Origin of the sequence: Pseudomonas sp. QS1027 (assembly GCF_002814235.1) — a bacterium.
Lineage (GTDB): Bacteria > Pseudomonadota > Gammaproteobacteria > Pseudomonadales > Pseudomonadaceae > Aquipseudomonas.
This window is the reverse complement of sequence record NZ_PHSU01000007.1, coordinates 140,582-158,868: the sequence shown is the minus strand read 5'-3', so window position 1 is coordinate 158,868 and position 18,287 is coordinate 140,582. Positions and strand designations below refer to the sequence as shown.

Genomic DNA, 18,287 nt, shown 5'->3' with positions numbered 1-18,287 from the left:
TTCAAATATTCAGAGGATCCAGCTATGAGTAGCGGACGTATCGTTCAAATCATCGGCGCCGTTATCGACGTGGAATTTCCACGCGACAGCGTACCGAGCATCTACAACGCGCTGAAAGTACAAGGCGCGGAAACCACCCTGGAAGTTCAGCAGCAGCTGGGCGACGGCGTGGTGCGTACCATTGCGATGGGTTCCACCGAAGGCTTGAAGCGCGGTCTGGACGTTGTCGACTCTGGCGCTGCCATCTCCGTACCGGTCGGTAAAGCGACCCTGGGCCGGATCATGGACGTCCTCGGTAACCCGATCGACGAAGCTGGCCCGATCGATACCGAAGAGCGCTGGGGCATTCACCGTCCTGCGCCATCCTTCGCGGAACAAGCGGGCGGCAACGACCTGCTGGAAACCGGCATCAAGGTTATCGACCTGGTTTGCCCGTTCGCCAAGGGCGGTAAAGTCGGTCTGTTCGGTGGTGCCGGTGTCGGCAAGACCGTAAACATGATGGAACTGATCCGTAACATCGCCATCGAGCACAGCGGTTATTCCGTGTTCGCCGGTGTGGGTGAGCGTACTCGTGAGGGTAACGACTTCTACCACGAGATGAAGGACTCCAACGTTCTGGACAAAGTGGCACTGGTTTACGGTCAGATGAACGAGCCGCCGGGCAACCGTCTGCGCGTCGCCCTGACCGGCCTGACCATGGCCGAGAAGTTCCGTGACGAAGGTAACGACGTTCTGCTGTTCGTCGACAACATCTACCGTTACACCCTGGCCGGTACCGAAGTATCCGCACTGCTGGGCCGTATGCCTTCGGCAGTAGGTTACCAGCCGACCCTGGCTGAAGAGATGGGCGTGCTGCAAGAGCGCATCACTTCGACCAAGAACGGTTCGATTACCTCGATCCAGGCCGTCTACGTTCCTGCGGATGACTTGACCGACCCGTCGCCGGCGACCACCTTCGCCCACTTGGACGCCACCGTCGTACTGTCCCGTGACATCGCCTCCCTGGGTATCTACCCAGCGGTCGATCCACTGGACTCGACTTCGCGCCAGCTGGACCCGAACGTGATCGGCAACGAGCACTACGAAACCGCTCGCGGCGTTCAGTACGTGCTGCAGCGTTACAAAGAGCTGAAGGACATCATCGCGATCCTGGGTATGGACGAACTGTCGGAGACCGACAAGCAGTTGGTATCCCGCGCTCGTAAGATCCAGCGCTTCCTGTCGCAGCCGTTCTTCGTGGCTGAAGTCTTCACCGGTGCCTCGGGTAAATACGTTTCCCTGAAAGACACCATTGCTGGCTTCAAAGGCATCCTCAACGGTGACTACGACCACCTGCCAGAACAAGCGTTCTACATGGTTGGCGGCATCGAAGAAGCGATCGAGAAAGCCAAGAAACTGTAATCCCGGCGCCCGGCAACGGGCGCTAATTTAGGTTGAGGCAATCAGATGGCTATGACAGTCCATTGCGACATCGTCAGTGCGGAAGGTGAAATCTTCTCCGGTCTGGTCGAGATGGTGATTGCGCACGGTGCACTGGGTGATCTTGGTATCGCCTTGGGTCACGCGCCGCTGATCACTAATCTGAAACCGGGTCCGATCCGCCTGATCAAGCAAGGCGGGGAAGCCGAGGTGTTCTACATCTCCGGTGGTTTCCTCGAGGTTCAGCCGAACATGGTCAAGGTGCTTGCCGATACCGTGCAACGTGCTGCCGACCTGGATGAAGCCTCCGCTCAGGAAGCCGTCAAGGCTGCCGAGAAGGCCCTGCATGAACGTGGCGCGGAGTTCGATTACGGTTCCGCCGCCGCTCGTCTGGCCGAGGCGTCAGCTCAGCTGCGCACCGTCCAGCAGATCCGCAAGAAGTTCGGCGGTTAAGCCAACGCTTGTTGTGTGATTGATTAAAAAGGGTAGCCTCGGCTACCCTTTTTTCTTTTCCGCGTTTATTACCCGGTCACAGTCGTTGACCACTCCAGGATTGGTAGCCAGTCATGTCTCTCGAAATCGTTATCCTTGCGGCGGGTCAGGGCACCCGTATGCGCTCTTCGCTGCCTAAAGTACTGCACCCGGTCGCGGGCAATTCGATGTTGGGACATGTTATCCACAGCGCCCGACAACTTGATCCACAGCGCATCCATGTGGTGATCGGCCATGGCGCCGAGCTGGTGCGCGAGCGCCTGGCTGCCGATGACCTGAATTTTGTCCTCCAGGACCAGCAGCTCGGTACCGGCCATGCCGTGGCACAGGCCGTGCCGTTCATCAGCGCCGATACCGTGCTGATCCTCTACGGCGACGTACCCTTGATCGAAGTCGAGACCTTGCGCCGCCTGTTGCTGCAGTCGGGCCCGGAGCAGCTTGGACTCTTGACGGTCGAGCTGGCCAACCCGACCGGTTATGGCCGGATCGTGCGTGATGCCGCCGGCAAGGTGGCCGCCATTGTCGAACAGAAGGACGCCAGCGCGGCGGAACTGGCCATCACCGAGGGCAACACCGGGATTCTCGCGGTGCCGGCCAAGCGCCTGGGTGAGTGGATGGGTCGCTTGTCGAACAACAATGCCCAGGGCGAGTACTACCTGACCGATGTGATTGCCATGGCGGTGGGTGACGGCCTGGTGGTCGCCACCGAGCAACCCCAGGATGCGATGGAAGTGCAGGGCGCCAACGACCGCCAGCAATTGGCCGAGCTGGAACGTAACTACCAGCTGCGTGCGGGGCGGCGGTTGATGGCCCAGGGCGTGACCCTGCGCGATCCGGCGCGCTTCGATGTGCGAGGCGAAGTGACGGTCGGGCGTGATGTGCTGATTGATATCAACGTAATTCTCGAAGGCCAGGTGGTGATCGAGGACGATGTGGTTATCGGCCCGAACTGCGTGATCAGGAACAGCACCCTGCGCAAGGGCGTGACGATCAAGGCCAACAGCCATATCGACGGTGCGATCATGGGCGAGGGCAGCGATGCCGGTCCATTTGCGCGCCTGCGTCCGGGGAGCGTGCTCGACGCCCGTGCCCATGTGGGTAACTTTGTCGAACTGAAGAATGCGCACCTGGGCGAAGATGCCAAGTGCGGGCATCTGACCTACCTCGGCGATGCTGAAGTCGGTGCGCGGACGAATATCGGCGCCGGTACCATCACCTGTAACTACGACGGGGTGAACAAGCACAGGACAGTGCTGGGTGCGGACGTCTTCATTGGCTCCAACAACTCGTTGGTGGCGCCTGTGGATATCTCTTCTGGCGCCAGCACGGCGGCGGGTTCGACCATCAACCAGAACGTCGGTGAAGGACAACTGGGCGTAGCCCGCGCCCGTCAGCGCAATATCGAAGGCTGGAAGCGGCCGGTGAAGATCAAGAGGCCCTGAGTTATCCACAGCGATGGCGCAGGTTGATTTACCCACAGGCGATGATCATTTCACTTGACTAAGTTTCGGTTCGAAGGTCTTATTGCCGCTGTTATCTTTCGAATCGAAACTTAAGTGACCATATCGAAACGCAACACCCCACAACGTCGTCACAATATCCTGGCCATGCTCAATGACCAGGGCGAAGTCAGTGTGGATGAATTGGCCAGGCGCTTCGAAACCTCCGAGGTGACGATTCGCAAGGACCTCGCGGCCCTGGAAAGCCACGGCCTGTTGATGCGCCGCTACGGCGGTGCGATCACCATTCCCCACGAACTGTTCAGCGATCCGGCCCAGGCGATTTCCCGCTACAAGCAGGCGATTGCCCGAACCGCCGTGGGACGTATCCGTGAGCACGCGCGTATCATTATCGACAGTGGCAGCACCACTGCCGCGATGCTCCCGCAGCTGGGCCAGCAACCTGGCCTGGTGGTGATGACCAACTCCCTGCATGTCGCCCGTGCCCTGAGCGAACTGGAACACGAGCCGGTGCTGCTGATGACCGGTGGCACCTGGGACCCGCATTCCGAGTCTTTCCAGGGCCAGGTCGCCGAGCGCGTCCTGCGCTCCTATGACTTCGACCAACTGTTCATCGGCGCCGACGGCATCGATCTGGAGCGTGGCACCACCACCTTCCATGAACTGCTGGGATTGAGCCGGGTGATGGCGGAAGTTGCCCGGGAAGTGGTGGTGATGGTCGAGTCCGACAAGATCGGCCGCAGGATTCCCAACCTGGAACTGCCCTGGAGCAGTATCCATACCCTTATTACCGATGATCGTTTGCCCAAAGAGGTACGCGAACAGATTCAGGCCCGTGGCATCACTGTCATTTGCGCGGTTGCCAGCCAGGAGAAATAGAGCATGTGTGGAATTGTCGGTGCAGTTGCTGAACGTAATATCACGGCCATCCTGGTCGAAGGCCTGAAGCGTCTGGAATACCGCGGCTACGACAGCGCCGGTGTCGCCGTTTTCAGCCATAACGGCACGCTGGAGCGCACCCGTCGCACCGGCAAGGTCAGCGAGTTGGAGCAGGCCCTGGCCGGTGCTCCCCTGGCCGGTCGCCTGGGTATTGCCCACACCCGCTGGGCGACCCATGGCGCGCCGTGCGAACACAATGCCCACCCGCATTTCTCCGGATCCGATATAGCCGTGGTGCACAACGGCATCATCGAGAACCACGAAGCCTTGCGTGAACAGCTCAAGGGCCTGGGCTACGTCTTTACCTCGGAAACCGACACCGAAGTCATCGCCCACCTGTTGAACCACAAGTTCAAGGAGGTGGGTGACCTGACCAAGGCCTTGAAAGCCACGGTCAAGGAGCTGCATGGCGCCTACGGCCTGGCGGTGATCAACGCACAGCAACCGGATCGCCTGCTGGCCGCCCGCAGTGGCAGCCCACTGGTGATCGGCCTGGGCCTGGGGGAAAACTTCCTCGCCTCCGACCAGTTGGCGCTGCGTCAGGTCACTGACCGTTTCATGTACCTGGAAGAGGGCGATATCGCCGAGATCCATCGCGACAGCGTGCAGATCTGGGACATTGATGGTCGTCAGGTCGAGCGCGAAGCGGTGCAGTATCGCGACGGCGCGGAAGCGGCCGAGAAGGGCGCGTTCCGCCACTTCATGCTCAAGGAAATCCACGAGCAACCGACCGTGGTCCAGCGCACCCTGGAAAACCGTCTCGGTCCGAACCAGGTCCTGGTGCAGGCGTTCGGTCCGCAGGCGGCGGAGCTGTTCGCCAAAGTGCGCAATGTGCAGATCGTTGCCTGCGGCACCAGCTACCACGCCGGCATGGTTGCGCGGTACTGGCTCGAAGGTCTGGCGGGGATTCCGTGTCAGGTCGAAGTCGCCAGTGAGTTCCGCTACCGCAAGGTGGTGGTGCAGCCGGACACCCTGTTCGTCGCGATCTCCCAGTCCGGCGAAACCGCCGACACCCTGGCGGCCCTGCGCAATGCCAAGGAATTGGGTTTCCTCGGCAGCCTGGCGATCTGCAACGTCAGCATCAGCTCGCTGGTGCGCGAGTCCGATCTGACCCTGCTGACCCAGGCCGGCCGTGAAATCGGCGTGGCGTCGACCAAGGCCTTCACCACCCAACTGGTGAGCCTGCTGCTGCTGACCCTGGCCTTGGGTCAGGTTCGTGGCAGCCTGGCCGAAGGTGTCGAAGCGGAGCTGGTGGAAGAGCTACGTCGCCTGCCGACCCGCCTGGGCGAGACCCTGGCGATGGATACCAAGGTCGAGAAAATCGCCGAGCTGTTTGCCGACAAGCACCACACCCTGTTCCTCGGTCGTGGCGCGCAGTACCCGGTGGCGATGGAAGGTTCGCTCAAGCTCAAGGAGATCTCCTACATCCACGCCGAAGCCTATCCGGCGGGTGAGCTGAAGCACGGCCCGTTGGCCCTGGTGGACAACGACATGCCGATCGTGACTGTCGCGCCGAACAACGAATTGTTGGAGAAGCTCAAATCCAACCTGCAGGAAGTGCGCGCCCGCGGTGGTCAACTGATCGTCTTCGCCGATGAGCACGCCGGGATGGTCAATGCCGAAGGCACTCACGTCATCACCATGCCGCATATCCACGACACCCTGGCGCCGATCCTCTACACCATCCCGCTGCAACTGCTGTCGTACTACGTGGCAGTGCTCAAGGGCACGGACGTCGACCAGCCGCGTAACCTGGCGAAGTCGGTGACGGTGGAGTAAAAGTCGCCAGCCAATAGGTGTTTAATAAACATTCTTTCCCCTCTGAGTTCAGAGGGTTTTTTTTGCCGGCGCGACCTATCTGGTCTTGTTCTAGATTTGAATGTGTGAGTCAGATGAGGGTATAGCCTATTTGATCATGGTTTTTAGCCCGGTTCGAGCGGTCAAACTCCTCGCTGGCCTCTATTGTTGTTCTCTGAAAAAACGTCGTATGGATGGTTGTAACGCTTTACGGCTGGAGCTCGTGAATCAGCCATATATCTTGACCACTATTTTAAATAAAAAAGCAATTAAATAATTATTAATTTGTTTTTCTGGTCTGGGCATGAACTTTTGGTTGGGGGAATGAATCTAGAAATAATCTGGAGTCTGGTGTCGAGCTCATAGTGGATGTGTCAAAAAAATGTCATTCGAAACGATTGGTTGTCCATCTGTTTGAGTGCGTTGCTTTCTCGGTAAGCGTAGCTTCGTTGTAGGTTGGTATCGTATGGGTTTTGTGCAGAGGGGCATCAACGGCTTCCTGGTAAAACACTGTGCTGTTACATAGTCTGCTATTTTCAGAAAAGTCTTGCGAAATGCGTACGATCTTGCTAGTTGATACAGAAATTTTTTAGAACTCTGTTATCGCGGACGGTCTGACTGACAACGTGGCGAGTAGGTCGACGGCTCGCTCTCGTAATCGGGTATCACGGATTTTCGGGTAATCGCGCTGTCCTTTGTTATAGAGGGGCCTTGGGGTTCGTCGGATTGTCGGACGGCCGTCCTTACTTAGCTGAGTAGCGGGACTGGTTTGGAGAGCGTTTCATTTCGCCCATGTTAATGGCGTTGTGCTATATGGCTCAATGAGTTTAATTAGCAAATATGACTGAGGTTAGTTGGCCACTACTCATTGGTGTGAGTGACCATTTTGTCCCGTTTGTGGTTGCGGCAACGATTGTGCGGGCTTGCGGTAGAGGTTTGGGCTACAAGGGGTTCGGTGTAGGGGATGGCATAAAGCTGGCCAGGTATGGCATGTGAGGCTTGGTCATTATGTGCTTCTGGTTACAGTTCAGCCCCTAGTCTAGTGGCCTTTTAGTCCCAATGTTCACTGGGTGATGGCTGGGGTGTTTGCAAAAAACAGATGTCAAATGGCCAGTACCGAGTGTAAATTGTGTATGAAAAATTACATATATCCGTAGTATGCTGTGTTCACGTGGGGGTCTGTGAGGTGCTGGTGGTGTGTTCATCACCCAAGCCCAGGCTTTTACACACCTGTATTGCGTGCCTTATTTTGTGCTTTCACCCTTTCGGCCAAGCTCTTCGGCCCGTTTTTGCATCTGAATTTTGTGGCCGTCAAAAGTGGAGTTTATATGTTAGATACCCGCAGCCTTATCCAGGCCAGGCTAAAAACCAAGGATGCCTTGATAGGCATTGTCGGCCTGGGCTACGTGGGATTGCCTTTAATGTTGCGTTACAACGCGATCGGCTACCGCGTTTTGGGTATTGATATCGATGAGAGCAAAATCAGCAAACTGAATGCTGGCCAAAGTTATATTGAACATATTCCAGCGGCCAAAATTGCTCAGGCTTGTGCATCGGGTTTCGAAGCCACGTCGGATTTTGCACGCGTTGCCGATTGTGACGCGCTGATTCTCTGTGTACCGACACCGCTGAACAAATACCGCGAACCGGACATGAGTTTTGTCATCGACACCACCGATGCGCTCAAGCGTTATCTGAGAGCCGGTCAGATTGTGTCGTTGGAGAGCACCACCTATCCAGGAACGACCGAGGAAGAATTGCTGCCTCGTATCGAAGAGGGTGGGTTGCGGGTTGGTGAAAATATCTTCTTGGTTTATTCGCCAGAGCGCGAAGATCCGGGTAATCCTGATTTCGAAACGCGCACGATTCCTAAAGTCATCGGTGGTCACACCAGCGCCTGTCTCGAGGTGGGAATTGCGCTGTATGAGCAGGCGATCGATCAAGTCGTACCCGTGAGTTCCACCAAAGCGGCGGAAATGACCAAGCTGTTGGAAAACATTCACCGTGCGGTGAATATCGGCTTGGTCAACGAGATGAAAATTGTTGCCGACCGTATGGGAATCGACATTTTTGAGGTTGTCGATGCTGCGGCTACAAAGCCATTCGGTTTTACCGCCTATTATCCTGGGCCTGGTCTGGGCGGTCACTGCATTCCCATCGACCCGTTTTATTTGACTTGGAAAGCTCGCGAGTATGGCTTGCATACGCGCTTCATTGAGCTATCGGGTGAAGTGAATCGGGCCATGCCCGAGTATGTGGTCACAAAGCTGGTGAATGGTTTGAATGATCGCGGTAAGCCCGTCAAAGGTAGCCGTGTGCTGGTCTTGGGCATCGCCTACAAGAAGAACGTAGATGACATGCGTGAGTCTCCATCGGTGGAAATCATGGAGATGATTGAGGCCAAGGGTGGGATTGTCGCCTACAGCGATCCTCATGTGGAAGTGTTCCCCAAGATGCGTCAGCACCGCTTCAACCTGACCAGTGAGGTGCTGACCGCGCAAAACCTGGCTTCGTTTGATGCTGTCGTTCTGGCCACTGACCATGAGCGCTTCGACTATGAGTTGATTCGTCAACACTCGAAGCTGCTGATCGATAGTCGGGGCAAATATCGTCTGCCTGAAGAGCACATCGTCAAGGCCTGATGTCTACCGCTTTTTAGTCCCGGTTAAACCGGGGTGTTGATTTTGGAGCAAGCAGTGAAACGATTCGCCCTGATAGGTGCTGCCGGTTACATCGCCCCACGGCACATGCGTGCAATCAAGGACACCGGTAATGAGCTGGTGTGTGCCTACGATATCAACGACTCGGTCGGGATCATCGACAGCCTTTCGCCGCAGAGCGACTTTTTTACAGAGTTCGAGCGGTTTTACGACTTTGCCTGGACGCTCAAACGCCAGCAGCCTTTGGATATCGTTTCGGTATGCAGTCCCAATTACCTGCATTTCTCGCATATCAATGCGGGATTGCGTCTGGGTTGCGACGTGATTTGCGAGAAACCACTGGTGCCGAGCCCGAAAATGCTCGATGAACTGGCTCTGACCGAAAAGGAAACCGGTAAACGCCTGTGGAACATTCTGCAGCTACGTCACCATCAGGCAATCATCAGCCTGCGTGATCGCGTATTGAATGAGCAGCGCACACACAAGCATGAAGTCGAGCTGACCTACATTACTTCTCGTGGCCGTTGGTACATGGAAAGCTGGAAGGGCGACCCACGTAAATCGTTCGGGGTTGCCACCAACATCGGTGTGCATTTCTACGACATGCTGCATTTTGTTTTCGGCAAACTGCAACGTAACGTCGTTCATTTCAGTCACGAGCATAAGGCTGCGGGTTACCTGGAGTACGAAAACGCGCGGGTTCGCTGGTTCCTGTCGATTGATGCCGACGACCTGCCAGAGTCGGTCAAAGGCAAGAAACCGACCTACCGCTCGATCACTGTCGATGGTGATGAAATCGAGTTCTCCGAAGGTTTTACCGACCTGCATACCGTCAGCTACCAGGCCATTCTCGATGGCAAGGGCTATGGCATTGAAGACGCCCGTCACTGTGTGGAAACCGTTGACTTTATACGCACGGCTGTTCAGGCAGCTCCTCAGAACGGCGAAGGGCATCCCTTCCTGACCCGTTTGTTGCGCTGAGGACTTTATGGCTTATCAGACCCACAGCAGTGCGATCGTTGACGCGGGCGCACAGATCGGTGACGGCAGTCGAATCTGGCATTTTGTGCACGTGTGCTCCGGTGCGTCGATCGGCAAGGATTGCTCGCTGGGACAGAACGTGTTTGTCGGCAACCAGGTGGTGATCGGCGATAACGTGAAAATCCAGAATAACGTCTCGGTCTACGACAACGTAACCATCGAGCACGGCGTTTTCTGCGGCCCGAGCATGGTATTCACCAACGTTTACAACCCTCGCTCGCTTATCGAGCGCAAAAGTGAGTACCGCAGTACGTTGGTCCGCCGGGGCGCTACGTTGGGTGCCAACTGTACCGTCGTCTGTGGTGTCACCATTGGTGAGTACGCTTTCGTCGGTGCAGGTGCCGTGGTGAATAAAGATGTGCCTGCCTATGCACTGGTCGTTGGTGTGCCCGGCAGGCAAATCGGCTGGATGAGCGAGTTCGGTGAGCAATTAGCCCTGCCTCTCCAAGGTCAGACCAGTGCAGTGTGCGAGCACACCGGTGACCGTTACATCCTTGATGGAAAAACACTCAGCAAGGAGCCTCATAGTGATTGAGTTCATTGACCTCAAAGCCCAGCAACTACGTCTCAAGAGCCAGATAGACGCCGGCATTCAACGGGTGCTTGCCCATGGCCAGTACATCCTTGGCCCGGAAGTCGCTGAGCTTGAGGAAAAGCTCGCGCGTTTCGTCGGCGTCAAGCACTGTATCAGTTGCGCCAATGGCACCGATGCCTTGCAGATCGCCTTGATGGCACTCGGTATCGGTCCGGGTGACGAGATCATCACCCCCGGTTTCAGTTATATTGCCACCGCCGAGGCCGTTGCATTGTTGGGTGCCAAGCCGGTCTACGTCGATGTAGATCTGCGCACCTACAATCTGGACCCGGTGTTGCTGGAGGCGGCGATCACATCGCACACGAAGGCAATTATCCCCGTATCACTTTACGGCCAGTGCGCCGACTTTGATACGATCAATACCATTGCTGCCCGTCACTCCGTACCCGTGATCGAAGATGCCGCACAGAGTTTTGGCGCGACCTACAAAGGGCGACGCTCGTGCAGTCTGAGTACTATCGCCTGCACCAGTTTTTTCCCGAGCAAGCCTTTGGGTTGCTACGGCGATGGCGGAGCGCTATTTACCGACGACGACGAATTGGCGGTGGCGTTGAGACAGATTGCCCGGCATGGCCAAGACCGGCGCTATCACCACATTCGAGTTGGTGTGAACAGCCGCCTGGATACGTTGCAGGCCGCTATTCTGCTGCCCAAGCTTGATATTTTTGCTGAAGAGCTGGAGCAACGTCAGGTCGTGGCCAGCCGTTATGATCAATTGCTGCAGGCGCGCGGGATTCCCTGGGTACCCTATGTCGAAGTCCACAACACCAGCAGCTGGGCGCAATACAGTATTCGGGTCGATCGACGCGCCGATGTTCAGCAACGCCTGAAAGATGCCGGTATTCCCACTGCGGTGCATTATCCGACTCCCCTGAACAAGCAGCCTGCGGTGGCGGATAAACTGGCACATTTGCCGATCGGTGACGCGGTTGCGATGCAGATCATGAGTTTGCCGATGCACCCTTATCTTGACGCTTCCAACCAGGAAGTCATAGCCGATGTTTTATCTGAGGCGCTGAAGCCATGACCGTCAAAGTTGTTACCATCGTTGGTGCCCGTCCTCAATTCATCAAGGCGGCGGCGGTATCACGGGCGATCAGAAGCCTGGGGCCACAACGGATGGTTGAAGTGCTGGTGCATACCGGGCAGCACTACGATGAAAACATGTCGAAGGTTTTTTTCGAAGAGCTGGATATCCCGACACCGGCCTACAATCTGGAGGTTTCTGGAGGGACCCACGGAGCGATGACGGGGCGTATGCTCGAAAGTATCGAGCAGGTGCTGCTCAAAGAACAGCCGGACTGGGTGCTCATCTACGGCGACACCAACTCCACGCTTGCGGGGGCCTTGGCTGCTGCCAAGCTGCACATCCCGGTTGCTCACGTTGAAGCGGGTCTTCGCTCGTTTAACATGCGTATGCCGGAAGAAATCAATCGTATCCTTTCCGATCGTGTCTCGTCCTTGCTCCTGTGCCCGACCCAGGTCGCAGTCGACAATCTGTCCAAGGATGGAATCGTCGATGGTGTACATAATGTCGGCGATGTCATGTATGACGTGGCTCTGTTCTACCGCGAACAGGCCCGGGCCCAAAGCGGGATCATGGCGCAGTTGGGGTTGCAGGAAGGCTCTTTTGCCCTGGCCACTTGTCACCGTGCTGAAAACACCGACAACCCGCAGCGCCTTGGTGAAATCATGGCCGGCCTGGCCGACGTATCCGCTCAGATGCCGGTGGTTCTGCCTTTGCATCCACGGACTCGCAAGCTGCTGCAGGACCATGGTCTCGAGCATCGCTTGAGCTCGCTCCATGTGGTTGATCCTCTGCCGTTTCTGGACATGATTGCACTTGAGCAATCGGCCAATGTCATCCTTACTGATTCGGGCGGGGTGCAAAAAGAAGCCTATTTCTATGGTGTGCCTTGCATTACCCTGCGCGATGAAACCGAATGGGTCGAAACCGTTCAACTGGGTTTCAATCAACTCGTGGGGGCTAGCCGTAGCGCTATCAATGACGCTATGAACAACAGGTCGGTCCCCGAGAGCCCGACAGACGTCTACGGCGACGGCAACGCTTCGGCGCGGATAGTCGCTATCCTGGAAAAAACCCGACCATGAACCCCATCGCAATCATCTGGCGCCACAGTCACGTACTCTGGGCGACGACCTTAACGGATATACGCAGTCGCTTCATCGGGACGATATTCGGTGTGGCCTGGATTTTCCTCTACCCTTTGCTGTTCCTCGGCCTGTACGCCGTGGTCTACACGATGATCTATCGTGTTCGGGTCGCAGAGTTCGGAACGTTTGATTATGTCCTGCTTATTTTTTGCGGATTGGTGCCTTTCCTGGGTTTTTCGGAAGCACTGGGCAGTGGCGTAGGATCGGTGCTTGGTAACAAGGGATTGGTCAAGAATACGTTATTCCCGATTGACCTGATTCCGGTCAAGACCGTACTGGCCAGCAGCGTGACCATGCTGGTGGGGCTGGTCATGTTGCTGATCGTGTTGTGGAGTCGCGGAATCATGCATGCCACCCAGCTGGCAATTCCGTTGATTTTGGTGCTGCAAATCGTCTTTACCGTTGGCCTGATCTGGATTCTGTCAGCCATTAATGTGTTCATTCCTGACCTGAGTCAGATGGTAGCGGTGTTGATCCTGTTCTTGATGCTGGTCTCTCCGATTGCCTACACCCAGGAGATGATCCCTAAAGCGCTCATCCCCTTCATGTACCCCAACCCGTTGTACTACCTGATCATGTTGTATCGGGATGCGGCGTTCATTGGTGTGATCAAGCCGAGTTTGCTGGCCATTTTTACCGTTATCTCATTCTCTACTCTCTTTTTGGGTGGGTTCGTCTTTTCGCGATTGAAGCCATTGTTTGCCGATTATGTCTGAGCCAATCATTGCACTGGCGTCTATCGCCAAAATGTACCGGATATTCCGCTCACCGCGTCATCGTATGATCGAGGCTCTCGGGTTCCCTGTTGCCCGCTCAACCTACGATGAGTTTTGGGCTGTGCGTAACATGTCATTGACGATCAAACCGGGGGAGCGGGTAGGGCTGGTTGGCCGTAACGGTGCCGGCAAGAGTACGCTTCTCAAGCTGATCGCCGGGCTGATTCAGCCTACAGAGGGCAAGGTGAATGTGCGTGGCAAGGTTCAGGCGCTGATGGAGCTGGGTACCGGATTTCACCCCGAATTCACCGGTCGCAGCAACGTCATGTCGTCCTTCGCCTATCAGGGCGTGACGGGCGCCCGGGCTAGAAAGTTGCTCGAAGACGTGCTGGAGTTTGCCGAGCTTGAAGAGTTTATTGATAAACCGGTAAAGACCTATTCCTCTGGTATGTATTCGCGCCTTGCCTTTGCGGCAGCCACCGCGATTCGTCCAGAAATTCTTATCATCGATGAAATCCTCGGCGCCGGTGACTCCTACTTTGCCGGCAAGTCTGCCAAACGTATGCGCGCCTTGACTGCCGAGGGCTCAACCGTACTGTTTGTTTCCCACGACATGTCAGCCGTGCAGATGATTTGCGATCGTGCAATCTGGATCGAGCGCGGACGAATTGTTGCAGATGGGGACCCGATCGAAATCGGTCGGTCCTACGCGGCCTCGATCCGTAAGCAGGAGGAGTTGCGGCTACGAGCGATCAATCTGAAGCTCAGCCGCGGCGATGTCAGTGAGCTGCTGACCGACACCGAGGTTGACCGGGTGTCGATCCTTCGTTTTATCTCCGCGACTGATGATGCGCCGATCACCCCCCTTGCTGTGTTTGAGATGGTGTTGGAGCGTAACGGCGAAGTCATTGACAACGTGCTGGTGGGCGAGGCTCTGGACGATGATCGCAATCAGCGCCTGCATCTACTGACCGCGAACGGCTACATGAACTGGGGGGCGCCGCAAACAACTTCCCAAGGCGTCAGCTACCGAGAGTTCAAGAATTGCGGTGGGCAGTACAAGCATGCGCCGGTCAGTATCAAGGTTCCGTTGGGTCTGGGTGAACTGGGAGAGTTTTCGGTTACCGTCAGGCACTCCGGCACAGCACCCGATGAGACCGTTTATTGTCAGATATTTGATGGTTTGGAATATATCTCGATTGGCGCCCTTGAACCGGTGACCGGGACGGGGCAGGTCATCAATCAGCGCTTCGCGCTCGGTACCTCACTCCTGCTACCTGCACCCAGCGATACTTCGGTCTTGGCTGAACGTTCTGATTTCGAATATGGCGAAGGCAGTGCATGGATCGATGGCGTAGATTTTCTTGACCAGCATCAGGAATCACGTCGAGTGTTTTCCTTTGGCGAGCCATTTCACGTCAATGTGAAATGGGGCGCCAAACGTGACATCCCTCGCATGGCCTTTATTGTTTGTATCTACGGTATGGACGGGCGGTGTATCTCTCAGGTGGTGTCGCCGTTCATCTCGGCCACTCGCGAACGACGTACCGGTCTGGTCAAGGCGCAGTTCGATCCATTGATGGTCGGCTCTGGAGACTATGTCATTTCTGTCGGGATCTTTGACGGTATGACTGAGGGGCAGTCGAGTGGCGAGCACCCTCTGGACGTCCATGATCGCCAATACCGTATTCGAGTCACCGCGCCAAACGATATGCGTATGGATCGCGGCATTGTTGTGCACCCAGTCGAATGGGCCAACCTGGAATCAGTGGAATGAATAAACGCTCCGAGATTCGTTACTTTGCTCAGGACGATCTATGGAAGCGCAGTGCAGTGTCGGAACAGCTGGCTGTCGCTGAGGATTTGATTGAGCTCGTTCCTGACTCGGTGAAAACCATTCTTGATGCTGGTTGCGGTAATGGGACCGTGACCAACCAGTTGATGTCGCGTTGGGATGTCGTTGGTTGCGATATTAGCGAGGCGGCAGTCAAGCATGTGCAAGCGCCGGCCTTGGTAGCGGACTTGTGCGCGATTCCGTTCGCCGATGGCTGTTTTGATCTGACCTTGTCCAGTGATGTGATCGAGCATTTGCCGGATGCTATCTATGCCCAGGCGCTGGCTGAGATAGCGCGGGTTTCGGGACGCTACATCCTGGTGGCGGTGCCCTACCGCGAGTTGCTCGAAGCCGCTGAAGTCACTTGCCCGGGTTGTGGCTTGGGCTATCACGCTCATTTGCACCAGCGCTCCTATACGGTTGCTGATGCCGTATCGTTGTTCGAGCCCGCGTTCACCGCCGTTGACGTGCGGTTTTCTGGCGAATCCTGGACTTTCGAAGCTCCGGAGCTGTTGCACACCTCACGTATGTTGTCAGGGCTGGACTATCCGTTTGAGGATGGCGTCTGTCCGCATTGCTCTACACGCCGTGGAGCTGTCGAGCAATCCAGTTCTGCCCTCATGGTGCAGCGCCGCTTCGAGGCCCTGCAAGCAATGCAGGTCGCTGAAGGCGTGCGTGACATGCCCGACAACAGCGAAATCCTTGTGCTGTTTGAACGAGGTGCATCGTTGAAGAAAAACTGGGCATCCCCCGCTTCTGTAGCACCGTTCAGTGATTCGACCTTGCAGTTGGCCAGCCTGGTGCTGCGTGACGATCCGACCAACTATCCACGTGAACCTTATCGGCTCAAGGGGGACGCAGATTATGGCCTCGTGACCATTCCCCGACGCCCACAGTCAGTACAGGTGACCGCTGGTCATCTTGAAGCTCTTGAAGTTTACGACCACGTCCGCAAGCGTTACGCCGCTTGCCCGAGCGGCGAGCGGGCGGGCTCATTTCTTCCGGCTGTCACACCTTTTGGTCCTCATGGCTGCATCTTGCGTATGCTTCGTCCCAGCGACGATCTGCAGTTGCAGCTGAACTTTGCTGATACCGATGTGAGCACGATCACCGCTTGTTGCCTGGGCGACGATCCAGCCATCACGCAAGTACGTGAAGAGTCGAGCAAGCTATCGACGCTGGCCAACGAACTCGAACGCAAGCGCGCCGAAGTCGAGGATAGTTTCACACAATTGAGTGCACGGGCCGCCAGCCTGGAGACATTGATCAGCGCCAAAGAACTGCGTATTGATGAGTTGTTGCACGAGAACCAGCAGGTCTGCTCGCAACGTGCTGTCGATAATTTGCAAATCGAAGAGTTGGCGCTCAAATGGGATCAGATGAATACCCTTGCCAATGTTTTGGAGCAGCGGCGCGAAGCATTGGAGGAGCAACTTCAATTGCGTGAACAGCAATTGGGGGAATTGCAAGCTCGGTACGACCATGCTCAAAGCAGCAACGAGCATTTGATTGAGAAAGCCTGTGCGCTTGAGCTTAAACAACACGTATTCGCTTCGGCCATCAAATCACTCGAATCGCAAGTTACTCACGCGCAAATTATCATGCTTGAGCACTTGGGTGCAGCAGAACACATTGATGCTCTGGAGCTGGAAAAAAATACCTTATGTCTGGAGTTGGAAAGTCTGAACATGGAAGTTTCTGAGCGCTCCACTGAGTCGACCAAGCCACACCAGGCGGGTGCCTATCTTGATGAATTGTCCAGGCGGTTGGAAAGCCAGCGTGAAGCCTTGGAGGGCAAAGTAAAGAGCCTCGACTGGAGCATCAACAGCCTGATGGACGAGAAGATCGAGTATCAGTGCCTGGTCGATGCATTGCACATCCGTCTCGGCCACCGGCCACGGAGCGACGCGGACTACCCTGGCAAAGTGCTGGTCCTATCGCATATGTATCCCCGCGACTATAACCAGGCCGGCGGCATTTTCGTCCACGAACAGGTCAAGGCCCTTCGAGCATTAGGGATTGATGCCCGAGTGGTCAGTGGTGAGCCCTTCTGGGTCAACACCCTCAATCCCAGAAGCATCAAGCGTGCATGGGATAGTTATAGGTCACAGAACGTCAGCAAATGGGAAGATCATGATGGTGTTCCGCTGATCCGTTTCCCTTACATCGTCAGTGCGCTACTGCCGTTCCAGGCCCACGCAACTACTTACACCCATGGGTTGCTGCGCCAAGCCGCGTGGTTGCATGCTGATTTCCCGTTCGAGCTGGTTCATGCCCATACGGCTTACACCGATGGTACCGCAGGTCGTTGTCTATCCCGCAAGTTCAAGGTGCCGTTGGTGATTACCGAGCATACTGGACCGTTCACGACACTGACTCGTACCGGCTATTTGCGGCGTATGACAAAAAAGGCCTTGAACGCGGCAGATCAGGTGATCGCGGTCAGCTCGGCTTTGCTCTCGGATATTCGGCAACAGGTCAAGCTCAGTCCCGACGTGAGTGCGCAAGTTATTGGCAATCTGGTCGATACCGAATGGTTCAATGAACAACCCAGGCCGTCTGACGAGTTGATCCATCTATTATGGGTCGGTCACTTTGTACCGGTAAAACGGGTACCTGTGTTGCTTGAGGCGTTTGCTGCCGCTGTCAAGGTACAGCCGCAGTTGCGCTTACGGTTGGTGGGGACGGGTGAAGGTCAGGAGCAAGCCAAAGCGTTGGTGAAGAGCTTGGGTATTGAGCAGAAGGTAGAGTTTTCTGGACAAGCCAACCGCGCACAACTGGTGGATCACTACCAACACTGTGATTTTCTGGTTATTTCCAGCGAAAGCGAGACATTTGGTGTTGTAGCGATTGAGGCCATGAGCTGCGGTCGGCCGGTGCTTACGACGTGTTGCGGCGGTCCGGCGGAGATCGTTTCACACCCTCAATTGGGACAGGTTGTCGGTATGAGCGTGGAGGCCCTGACGGAGGGGATGTTGTCAATGGCCCTGCAACGTGCCCAGTTCAGCAGTAAAGTGATACGCAAAACCACTGAGTTAAAATTTTCGGGCTCCAGTATTGCTCAAGAAATTGCGGCTGTGTACTCGGCTTCGATAGCCAAGAGTAGGGGCTAGTCAGTTTTGGATGTAACGGATGCCACGACAATTTTCAATTTGGATG

General features: G+C 56.0%; 13 protein-coding genes. All 13 read left to right on the top strand.

What is annotated here, in order from left to right; genetic code table 11:
* Positions 1–24 precede the first annotated feature (24 nt).
* The 13 genes from atpD (at position 25) to CWE01_RS07515 (ending at position 18,241) form a co-directional block, all read left to right on the top strand.
* The gene (gene atpD / locus CWE01_RS07575; RefSeq protein ID WP_100939907.1) at positions 25–1,401 is read left to right on the top strand and encodes a F0F1 ATP synthase subunit beta; all 1,377 of its coding nucleotides are present in this window, start codon (positions 25–27) and stop codon (positions 1,399–1,401) included.
* 45 nt (positions 1,402–1,446) lie between these two features.
* On the top strand, positions 1,447–1,872 hold the full coding sequence (locus tag CWE01_RS07570) for a F0F1 ATP synthase subunit epsilon (protein WP_040071848.1): 426 nt from the start codon (positions 1,447–1,449) through the stop codon (positions 1,870–1,872).
* A 113-nt stretch (positions 1,873–1,985) separates the two neighbouring features.
* A complete protein-coding gene (gene glmU, locus CWE01_RS07565; RefSeq protein WP_100939906.1) occupies positions 1,986–3,353 on the top strand; it encodes a bifunctional UDP-N-acetylglucosamine diphosphorylase/glucosamine-1-phosphate N-acetyltransferase GlmU in 1,368 nt (455 codons plus the stop codon).
* A gap of 120 nt (positions 3,354–3,473) precedes the next feature.
* Complete coding sequence (locus CWE01_RS07560; protein WP_100940053.1) at positions 3,474–4,250, top strand: DeoR/GlpR family DNA-binding transcription regulator; 777 nt, start codon at positions 3,474–3,476, stop codon at positions 4,248–4,250.
* Positions 4,251–4,253: 3 nt separating this feature from the next.
* Complete coding sequence (gene glmS / locus CWE01_RS07555; protein WP_100939905.1) at positions 4,254–6,089, top strand: glutamine--fructose-6-phosphate transaminase (isomerizing); 1,836 nt, start codon at positions 4,254–4,256, stop codon at positions 6,087–6,089.
* A gap of 1,346 nt (positions 6,090–7,435) precedes the next feature.
* Positions 7,436–8,749, top strand: coding sequence for a UDP-N-acetyl-D-glucosamine 6-dehydrogenase (gene wbpA / locus CWE01_RS07550; protein ID WP_100939904.1), 1,314 nt, complete (start codon positions 7,436–7,438; stop codon positions 8,747–8,749).
* Between the two features lie 54 nt (positions 8,750–8,803).
* Positions 8,804–9,748, top strand: a complete 945-nt coding sequence (locus tag CWE01_RS07545; RefSeq protein ID WP_100939903.1) for a Gfo/Idh/MocA family protein — start codon at positions 8,804–8,806, stop codon at positions 9,746–9,748.
* Between the two features lie 7 nt (positions 9,749–9,755).
* A complete protein-coding gene (locus tag CWE01_RS07540) occupies positions 9,756–10,343 on the top strand; it encodes an acyltransferase (protein WP_100939902.1) in 588 nt (195 codons plus the stop codon).
* Positions 10,336–11,430, top strand: coding sequence for a DegT/DnrJ/EryC1/StrS aminotransferase family protein (locus CWE01_RS07535; protein WP_100939901.1), 1,095 nt, complete (start codon positions 10,336–10,338; stop codon positions 11,428–11,430). The genes CWE01_RS07540 and CWE01_RS07535 overlap by 8 nt, the downstream gene beginning before the upstream one ends.
* A complete protein-coding gene (wecB, locus tag CWE01_RS07530) occupies positions 11,427–12,515 on the top strand; it encodes a non-hydrolyzing UDP-N-acetylglucosamine 2-epimerase (protein WP_100939900.1) in 1,089 nt (362 codons plus the stop codon). The genes CWE01_RS07535 and wecB overlap by 4 nt, the downstream gene beginning before the upstream one ends.
* Positions 12,512–13,294 (top strand): ABC transporter permease, encoded by a 783-nt coding sequence (locus CWE01_RS07525; protein ID WP_100939899.1) that lies wholly within the window; start codon positions 12,512–12,514, stop codon positions 13,292–13,294. The genes wecB and CWE01_RS07525 overlap by 4 nt, the downstream gene beginning before the upstream one ends.
* Entirely contained in the window at positions 13,287–15,071 is a 1,785-nt protein-coding gene (locus CWE01_RS07520) for an ABC transporter ATP-binding protein (protein ID WP_100939898.1), read from the top strand. The genes CWE01_RS07525 and CWE01_RS07520 overlap by 8 nt, the downstream gene beginning before the upstream one ends.
* On the top strand, positions 15,068–18,241 hold the full coding sequence (locus CWE01_RS07515; protein ID WP_177410459.1) for a glycosyltransferase: 3,174 nt from the start codon (positions 15,068–15,070) through the stop codon (positions 18,239–18,241). The genes CWE01_RS07520 and CWE01_RS07515 overlap by 4 nt, the downstream gene beginning before the upstream one ends.
* The last annotated feature ends 46 nt before the right edge of the window (positions 18,242–18,287 follow it).

Excerpts from the sequence above, each read along its gene's own strand:
- atpD (WP_100939907.1), top strand. The coding sequence starts at position 25 with ATGAGTAGCGGACGTATCGTTCAAATCATCGGCGCCGTTATCGACGTG.
- CWE01_RS07570 (WP_040071848.1), top strand. The coding sequence starts at position 1,447 with ATGGCTATGACAGTCCATTGCGACATCGTCAGTGCGGAAGGTGAAATC.
- glmU (WP_100939906.1), top strand. The coding sequence starts at position 1,986 with ATGTCTCTCGAAATCGTTATCCTTGCGGCGGGTCAGGGCACCCGTATG.
- glmS (WP_100939905.1), top strand. The coding sequence starts at position 4,254 with ATGTGTGGAATTGTCGGTGCAGTTGCTGAACGTAATATCACGGCCATC.
- wbpA (WP_100939904.1), top strand. The coding sequence starts at position 7,436 with ATGTTAGATACCCGCAGCCTTATCCAGGCCAGGCTAAAAACCAAGGAT.
- CWE01_RS07540 (WP_100939902.1), top strand. The coding sequence starts at position 9,756 with ATGGCTTATCAGACCCACAGCAGTGCGATCGTTGACGCGGGCGCACAG.
- wecB (WP_100939900.1), top strand. The coding sequence starts at position 11,427 with ATGACCGTCAAAGTTGTTACCATCGTTGGTGCCCGTCCTCAATTCATC.
- CWE01_RS07525 (WP_100939899.1), top strand. The coding sequence starts at position 12,512 with ATGAACCCCATCGCAATCATCTGGCGCCACAGTCACGTACTCTGGGCG.
- CWE01_RS07520 (WP_100939898.1), top strand. The coding sequence starts at position 13,287 with ATGTCTGAGCCAATCATTGCACTGGCGTCTATCGCCAAAATGTACCGG.
- CWE01_RS07515 (WP_177410459.1), top strand. The coding sequence starts at position 15,068 with ATGAATAAACGCTCCGAGATTCGTTACTTTGCTCAGGACGATCTATGG.